This is a genomic window from Kitasatospora sp. NPDC127111 (genome assembly GCF_042677465.1).
GTDB lineage: Bacteria > Actinomycetota > Actinomycetes > Streptomycetales > Streptomycetaceae > Kitasatospora.
In genome coordinates, this window is sequence record NZ_JBHXTG010000091.1 from 23,680 (window position 1) to 30,650 (window position 6,971).

The 6,971-nt window shown below is 75.8% G+C and carries 7 protein-coding genes; 2 read left to right on the plus strand and 5 right to left on the minus strand.

Annotated elements, in window-relative coordinates; genetic code table 11:
* Positions 1 to 63: 63 nt before the first annotated feature.
* A complete protein-coding gene (locus ACFVHB_RS35535; RefSeq protein ID WP_380330624.1) occupies positions 64 to 1,083 on the plus strand; it encodes a methyltransferase in 1,020 nt (339 codons plus the stop codon).
* Positions 1,084 to 1,236: 153 nt separating this feature from the next.
* Positions 1,237 to 2,709, plus strand: a complete 1,473-nt coding sequence (locus ACFVHB_RS35540) for an MFS transporter (protein ID WP_380330627.1) — start codon at positions 1,237 to 1,239, stop codon at positions 2,707 to 2,709.
* Between the two features lie 115 nt (positions 2,710 to 2,824).
* Here ACFVHB_RS35540 and ACFVHB_RS35545 read toward each other — a convergent pair whose 3' ends face one another.
* The 5 genes from ACFVHB_RS35545 to ACFVHB_RS35565 form a co-directional block, all read right to left on the minus strand.
* Positions 2,825 to 3,100: a hypothetical protein gene (locus tag ACFVHB_RS35545; RefSeq protein WP_380330630.1), complete on the minus strand. Its 276-nt coding sequence runs from the start codon at positions 3,098 to 3,100 to the stop codon at positions 2,825 to 2,827.
* Positions 3,101 to 3,301: 201 nt separating this feature from the next.
* Entirely contained in the window at positions 3,302 to 4,318 is a 1,017-nt protein-coding gene (locus tag ACFVHB_RS35550; RefSeq protein ID WP_380330632.1) for a DUF2278 family protein, read from the minus strand.
* A gap of 147 nt (positions 4,319 to 4,465) precedes the next feature.
* Positions 4,466 to 5,854, minus strand: coding sequence for a chloride channel protein (locus ACFVHB_RS35555; protein ID WP_380330635.1), 1,389 nt, complete (start codon positions 5,852 to 5,854; stop codon positions 4,466 to 4,468).
* A gap of 182 nt (positions 5,855 to 6,036) precedes the next feature.
* Complete coding sequence (locus ACFVHB_RS35560; protein ID WP_380330638.1) at positions 6,037 to 6,732, minus strand: TetR family transcriptional regulator; 696 nt, start codon at positions 6,730 to 6,732, stop codon at positions 6,037 to 6,039.
* Between the two features lie 145 nt (positions 6,733 to 6,877).
* On the minus strand, positions 6,878 to 6,971 hold a 94-nt coding region (locus ACFVHB_RS35565; protein ID WP_132919430.1), incomplete at its 5' end, for an acyl-CoA dehydrogenase family protein.

A 6,971-nucleotide genomic window follows, 5' to 3' on the forward strand; every position in this document is an offset into this window, starting at 1 on the left:
GGACCGACCCCGACCCCGATCGGCCCTCACCCCCGATCGGCACCCCCCGTGGAGGGACTCCCGATGACCGACACCCCGGCCGCCGCCCGTCGGATGCTGGACCTGCTGACCGGCTACTGGGCCTCCCAGGCCGTCCATGCGGCGGCCTCGCTCGGCCTCGCCGACCAGCTGGCCGACGGCCCGCTCACCAGCACCGACCTGGCCGGGCGCACCGGCGCCCACGAGCCCTCGCTCGCCCGGCTGCTGCGCTTCCTGGCCGAGCTCGGCGTCCTCGCCCACGACCCCGGCGGCGCCTACCGCACCACCGAACTGGGACGGACCCTGCGCACCGAGGAGCCCGGCTCGATGCGGGACCTCGCGCTGCTCTACGGCAAGGAGTTCTACGCCGGCTGGGGCCGACTCCTGCACACCGTCCGCACCGGCGGAAACGCCTTCGAGCACGTGCACGGCGCGGCCATGTACGCCTACTTCGGGCGGACGCCCGAGCTGACCGCCAAGTTCGACCGGGCGATGGCCGCCGGCTCGGCCTTCTTCGCACCCGTCCCGGCCCTGCACGACTTCACCGGCGCCAGGACCGTGGTCGACGTCGGGGGCGGCAACGGCGCCCTGCTCGCCACCGTGCTGCGCGCCCACCCGCACCTCGACGGCGTGCTCTTCGACACCGCTCACGTGGTCGACGCGGCGCGGCGCGCGCTGGCGGGCTCCGACCTGGCCGACCGGATCGCCTTCGAGGCCGGCGACTACTACGACAAGGTCCCGGCCGGCGGGGACGTGTACCTGCTGTCGCGCGTCCTGCACGGCCGGGACGACGAGCGGTGCGTCCGGGTGCTGCGACGCGTCCGCGCGGCCGTGCCGGACGGCGGCGCGCTGCTGATCGTCGAGCGGGTCCTGCCCGTGGACGGCTCGCCGTCGCTGGCGGCCTGGTTCGACGTGCACATGATGGCCGTCGCGGGCGGCGTCGAGCGGACCGCGGCCGAGTACCGCGCCCTGCTGGGGCGGGCGGGCTTCGCCCTCTCCGCCGTGCACGGGCTGCCGCTCGACACCGCGCTGCTGGTCGCCGAGCCGGCTCGCCCGGACCGCTGACCGAGGGAACGCGCCGGGCCGCGGCCCGGCGCCACCCGGCCGCACGGCGCCACCACCCAAAGAGTTCATTCATCGAACCCACGGTGGTAGATTGATGACCGAGTTCGTTGAACAGACCTACCGACCGCCACTCCCGCCCGTCGAGGACCTGTCATGACGCCCACCCCGCCGCCCCAGGTGCGCAGCCCCGGCCTGACCCTCCTCACCGCCTGCTTCGGCACCCTCCTCGTACTGATCGACTACACCTCCCCGCTCACCACGCTGACGCCCACCGCACGCGAGCTCGGCATCGGGCCCACGGCGCAGACCTGGGTCCTCACCGGCACCCTGGTCGGCCTGGCCGCCCTCCTGCTCACCATGGGCAGCGTCGCCGACGACCACGGCCGCAAACGGGTGTTCGGCGCCGGGGCCGTCCTGCTGCTGCTCTCGACCGCCCTGTCCGCGCTCGCCCCCGGCACCGCCGTCTTCCTCACCGGGAGGGTGCTCCAGGGCTGCGCCGCGGCAGCCCTGCTGGCACCCAGCCTGGGCCTGATCGGCCACGCCCACCCCGCCGGCCCCGCGCGGGTGAAGGCGCTCGGCACGTGGGGCGCCTCGGTGGGCCTGGGCATCGCGCTGGGCCCGGTCTACGCGGCCCTGCTGGAGCGGGCCGGGGGCTGGCGCACCGTCTACTGGGTGCTGGCCGCGCTCTCCGCCCTGCTCGTCCTGCTCACCGCGTACGGGCTGGACGAATCCCGCACCGACCGGCCGCGCCGGCTCGACCCGCTCGGCGTGCTGCTCCTCGCGGCGGGGTCGTCCGGCCTGATCGCCGGTCTCGCCGAGGGCCGCCACGGCTGGGGGCGCCCGTCCGTCCTGGTGCTGCTCGGGGCCGGTGCGCTGCTGCTCGCGCTCTTCGTCCTGGTCGAGTCCCGCGTCACCGAGCCGATGCTCGACCTCGCGCTCTTCCGCAGCCCCGGCTTCATCGCCGGCACCAGCGGCGCCCTCTTCACCGGGCTGTCCATCGTCGGTCTGATGAGCTACCTGCCGGCGGTGCTCCAGCAGTCCCTCGGCGAGTCCCCGCCGGCCGCCGCCCTGGTCCTGGCCATCTGGTCCGGCCTGTCGGTGCTCTCCGCGCTGCAGGCCCGGCGGCTGGCCGGCCGGGTGTCCGCGACCACCCAGGTCGCCGGCTCGCTGCTGCTGTGCGGCATCGGCGAGGCGGCGATGTACGGCCTGCGGGCCGGCGGATCCTGGGTGCACCTGGTACCCGGGCTGGCCGTCACCGGCATCGGCAGCGGCATCCTCAACGCGGCCTTGGCCCGACTGGCCGTCAGCAGCGTCCCGCCGGACCGCGCCGCGATGGGCTCCGGCGCCAACAACAGCGCCCGCTACCTCGGCTCCGCGCTGGGCGTCGCGGTGATGGTGACCGTGGTGAGCCGGGCGCGCTCGTCCGAGGGCCCCTCGCACGCCATGGCCGCCGGTATCAACGACGCCTTCCTGGTGGCCGCCGCGTTCTGCGCGGCCGGCGCGGCCGTCGCCCTGTGGGCGCGCGCGGCCGAGTCCCGCGCGGCCGCGGCGCTCGCCGCGGCCGGCCACCCGGCGACGGGAACGGAGGCGGCCGCCGTGCCGCCGACCGCCGCGGGCAGCCGGTAGCGCGCCGGACGCCCCGACCCCCTCCCGCCGTCGGACGGCAGGAGGGGGTCGGGGCGTGCGGCTGGTCCCCCGGCGGGTTCGGCCCGGTCCGGCCGGCTCCGGTGGGCCCAGGCCGTCAGCGGGCGCTCCAGACGGGGCAGGCGGGGTGGTGGCGGTGGGTACGGATGACGGTGCCGCCGAGGGAGCAGTGCTCGGTGGTGGAGACGTCGCAGCAGCGGGGCGCCCGGGCGGTGGGCACGGGTGCCGGCCGGGCGGGCGGCGCGGCCGGCGCGGGGGACCTGGCCGGGGACGGCACCGGTGGTGGAGCGGCGGCGGCCTGGGCCGGGATCGGCTTGTGGTGCGGGGCGGCCGGGCGGCGGCGCCGACGGCGGCGGGGCGTGGAAGTGGTCACGGGGCGAGGCTGCCCGGGTCAACGCCGGGGGAATCCGGAGCTCACCCGGACGGGGTACGACGAGGGGCGGCAGGCGGCCGAGGGCCCGCCGGGCGCCCGACCTCGGCCCGGTGGGCGCCGGACGTGCCGCCCGGCGCCCACCGGGCCCGGGAAGCCCCGGATCCGGTGGGCGCCCGGTCCGGTGGACCGGGCCGCCGCGGCTCAGAAGGTGATCGTCCGCCCCTCGGCCGCGGCCTGGCCGGCGGTGTAGGCGACGCCGTGGACCTTGAGGCCGCCGGCGTCGATCAGCGTGATCGCCCCGCCGTGGTTGCCGAGCTCGAAGCCGTTGCCCCCGCGCACGGTGAGCGTGGCACCGGCGGCCAGCGGCCCGGCGGGCAGGGCGAGCAGGTGCTTGGCCCGGTCGGCCAGGTGCCAGCCGGTCAGGTCGACCGGTGCCGCCGTGGTGTTGAGCAGGGTGACCGTCTCGTCCTCGGGGGCCGGTCCGACCGGGTTGACCACGGCGCCGACGATGCGCACCGCGGCGACGTGGCCGGCCGGGTCGGTCGGCCGGGGCGGGGCGCCCGGGATCGCGTGGCCGGTGACGTCGTCGGTGTGGAAGGACTGCGACTGGAAGGCCAGGAAGATCGCGACGAAGCGGTTCTCGCCGGGGAAGTGGATCAGCACTCCGCCGTCCTGGAACACGCCGTCGTCGGACTTGAAGTGGCCGCTGTTGCCCTGGTTCATGTGGATGTCGTGGACGCCGTTGCCGGGCTCGAAGCCGAACACCTTGTCCGGGATGCTCGGCTCGGGCCCGAAGCGCTGGCCGATCAGGAAGACGGCGGCGGTCGGGTCGTTGATCGCGCGCAGTACGAAGTGGTCCAGCAGGTCGGCGAGGTCGTTGTCGGGGCCGGGGAGGTCGGGCGGCAGGAGCCGCATCGTGGCCGGGTCGAAGAGGTTGCCGCGGATGAAGTCCAGGCTCGCGGTGTCGGGCTTCGAGGGGAGGTCGGTCCAGCCGCTGCCGGGGTCGGGGAGCTGCGCGGTCAGCGGGTGCCGGAAGTCGTCCACGACGACGAAGAGCAGCTCCGAAGGAGCTTGCTGGGACAGGACGTTGACCGCGGCGCGGTAGTGGGTGCCGTTCGCGTCGCGGAGGTGGATCTGGTAGTGCGGGGTGTCGGTGGCGCCCTCGCGGCGCCGGTCGATCGCGGTGGCGGCGAGCACGCCGTACTTCTGCAGGGGCATGGGTGGGGTCCTTCGGGCGGTCCGGTGGGGGCTCCGGTGCGTGGTGCCGGGCCGGAGCCCCTCCGTTATGCCGCACGGACCGCCGCCGACAGCGGCGAATCGACGGATGTTCACCCAGCATCCGTCCGGACGGGTGCACGGCCGACGTCAGCCGACCCCCGCACGGCTCCGTCCGTCCAGGGGGGCGGCGGCCCGGCGGCGGCCGTACTCGCGGATCAGCTCGCCCGCGACGAAGCCCGTCACGGAGGCGACGATCAGCAGCGGCATCGTGTCCGGGGCGTCCACGCCGAGCAGCGCCGCCGCCAGCACGGCGCTGGTGACCGGCAGCCGGGTGACCGCCGCGCTCGCGGCGGCGGTCCCGGCCGCCAGGCCCGGGGCGGTGCCGAAGCCGGGCAGCGGCGCGCAGGCCACGCCGACGGCGGCGCCGATCAGGATCACCGGGAAGATCGGGCCGCCGCGCAGGCTGCCGAGCGCGATGCCCCAGCCGACCGCCTTGCAGAGCACCAGCGCCACCAGCGCGCCGATCGGCCAGGCCGCCGGGTTGGCGGCCAGCGTGCCGAGGGTGATCTGCCCGGAGAGCGCCGCCTCCTCCGGCGAGCGCCCGGTGAGCAGCGCGTACGCGGAGATGCAGGCCCCGACCAGGACCGCGCAGAGCACCGTCCGGACGGCCGTGTGACGGGCGGTCGGCGCCGCCGCGGACCGGCCGGGGTCCCCGGTGGTGTACGCCTTGACCTTCCGCCCGAGGCCCTGCCCGCTCACGCAGACCAGCGCCACCAGCGCCGCCATCGGAATGCCCCAGATGAAGTCGCCGGGGTCCGGGATGCCGGACTTCGGCACGGACGGCAGCGAGAGCGCGCCGATCGACAGGCCGGTCCAGTGGCCGAAGCCGGTGAACACCAGCGCACCGATGCCGCTGGCCAGCAGGCACGGCAGGATCAGGATGGTCAGCTGCGGGCCGCCGAGCCCGGCCGCCTCGATCATCATCACGGCGGCGACCAGCGGGCTGCCGAAGATGGTGGAGATCGCGGCGGCCGAGCCGGCCGCGCCGAGCACCGGTGCCAGCTGCGGCTGGGCGGACCGTTTGGCGGAGCCGACCGCGAGCAGGGCCAGGCCGCTGCCCATCGCCATCAGCGGCGCCTCGGGGCCGAGCACCGTGCCGAGCGGCAGGCAGACGAGAGCGGCCAGCACCACGCCGGGGACGGCCTTCGGCGGGGTCGGTGGCCCGCCGAGGCCGTCCACCGGGACGTGACCGCCGTGCCCGGGCAGCCGGGTGACGACCGGGGCCAGCAGCAGGCCGGCGAGCAGCATCGCGGGCAGCGGCCACCACCAGGGCGGCTGGTCCAGTCCGACGGCGTCGGGCAGGCTGTCCCACACCCAGTGCTGGAGTTCGTGCTCCAGGCTGACGAAGCCGAACGCGGCCAGCGAGACCGGGATGCCGACCAGCGCCGAGATCAGCAGCAGGGTGAGGTACCCCTTCGACAGCAGCACCTCACGCAGGGTGGGGCCACCGCTCGCCGGCCGGGTCTGCTCGGGCATGCCCGCTCCTTCGCGCTCCCTGGGGCCGGCCGCCGCCCGGCCCCGTCCTGCGACCGAGTCTCGCCTGCGGCCCGGGGCGCGCACGGCAACCGGAGCCCTCCGCACGGCGCGCCCCGACGGGGTTGCGCCGCGCGGGTGAGGCCGTCAGGAGCGTGGAGCGGGAGGGCGGAACGGCACGCGGGTCACTGCTGCTGGACCTGGCGGGACTCCCCCAGCGCGCTCTCGATGCCCTGCACCATCCGCCAGAGCGGTGCCCGGCGGCTGGCGACCAGGACCACCACGTCGTCGGCGTCCCCCTCGCCGCCCGCGGTGCCGCCCTCCGGCCGGTCGCTCCAGGTACCGGTGACGAAGGCCATCGCCGCGTCCACCTCGGCGACCCAGTCGCTCTCGCCGCCGGAGCGCAGCCACGTCCGCAGCGCGTGGTTGTGCGCGGAGACCACGGCGGCCGCGATCACGTCGGCGCGCAGCGCGCCGTCCGGCCGGTCGGCGAACCGGCCGCGCAGGTAGTGCGCGAGGGTGTGCTCGTAGCGCCAGACCACCGACAGCTCGTAGGCGCGCAGACCGGGCACCTTGCGGGTGAGCCGGTAGCGCTGCACGGAGAAGGACGGCTGCTCGGCGTACATCCGCAGGACCAGCCGGGCCGCGTCGCAGGCGTGCCGGACCGGGTCCTCGTCGCCGGTGCCGGACTCCAGGAACTCGGTCATCTCGGCGAGGCTGCGCTCGTGGTCGGGGAAGACCACGTCCTCCTTCGCCGGGAAGTAGCGGAAGAAGGAGCGCCGGCCGACCCCGGCGAGCGAGACGATGTCGTCGACGGTGGTCTGTTCGAAGCCGCGTTCCAGGAAGAGCTCGAAGGCGGCGGCGACCAGCGCCTCACGCATCGCCGGCTTCGGCGGCCCGTCGTTCATGGGCTGGTCCTGTTCTTCCTTCTCGCTCATTCCCGGAACATAGCACCGGCCTCGAACGGCCGGCCGTGCGTGCGCGGCGGTGCACCGCGGGCGTTCCGGTGCACCGCCGCGGGGCGTACTACGGCAGGTTGCGGGCCATCACGATGCGCTGGACCTGGTTGGTGCCCTCGTAGATCTGCGTGATCTTCGCGTCCCGCATCATCCGCTCCACC